Source organism: Streptomyces sp. WAC05292 (genome assembly GCF_003949955.1).
In the GTDB taxonomy this organism is placed as follows: Bacteria; Actinomycetota; Actinomycetes; order Streptomycetales; family Streptomycetaceae; genus Streptomyces; species Streptomyces globosus.
Genome location: NZ_RPSE01000807.1, coordinates 1 through 859, shown reverse-complemented (window position 1 = coordinate 859; position 859 = coordinate 1). Strand labels below are relative to the sequence as shown.

Annotated in this window: 1 protein-coding gene; it reads right to left on the bottom strand. The window is 73.5% G+C overall.

The window, feature by feature from the left end; all coding sequences use genetic code 11:
• Positions 1-93: 93 nt before the first annotated feature.
• Positions 94-859 (bottom strand): hypothetical protein (locus EF903_RS34600; protein ID WP_185902967.1); only part of this gene is annotated, 766 nt, incomplete at its 5' end.

Sequence of the window (859 nt, the reverse complement as noted above, 5' to 3'; positions counted from 1 at the left end):
GTCCAGGGCTCCGCCACCACCAACCCCAAGCACTGACCAGCACGCAGCCGGCCCGGGGCACGGCGGGCGTGCCCCGGGCCGGCTGCGTGCTGGTCAGTGCTTGGTGTTGGTGGTGGCGGAGCCCTGGACGTGGGCGTCCATCACCAGGTCCCGCGCGGCCGGGCGGTCGAGGAGTGCGGAGAAGGTGAGGTCGCGGATCATCTCGGCCATGTCCCACGGGCCGAAGGAGCGGCCGGGGAGCTGGGAGAACTCCGAGACGTACCGGGTGCCGTGCCGGGTCACGGTGACCGTGTGGCCGTTGTCCTCGGTCGAGAGGGGGTCCGGGGCCGGGTACTGGGCCAGCGGGTTGGCCAGCGTGGCCATGGTGGCGTCGGTGAAGATGTCGAGCGCGTTCTCGACGCCGGGGAAGGTCTCGGCGGTCTCGCGCGCTTTGGCCATCGCTTCGGCGACTTCCCCCGGGGTGTGGAGCTGCGGCCGGGGCGCTCCGGCCGCACGGCTACCCGTGTCCTCGGGCAGGGGAGTGAAGTGGTGGACGCGCGCCAAGTCGGCGGCCGGTCCCTCCGGGATACGGTTCCCCGTACTGATCAGGCGGGCGGTCGCGTCGGTGGCCCGGTACCAGTCGATTCCCCACGGGCGGTCGATGGCGACCACCAGGGCGCCGTCGTCGTCGCGGGCGAACGCGGGCTGCACGTGGAGCGTCTCCACGCTCAGGGTGAGCTGCGCGGCCAGGTGAGCCTTCGCAGCGCCGAGGGTGGCGCCGCGCCCCTCCAAGGGGCCGAGGGTGACGCGCCAGTCGTCGCCGCGACGGGCGGGACGGCGGACCGTGATGCCGGGGAGCGGGATGTTCATGGTCTCGGGG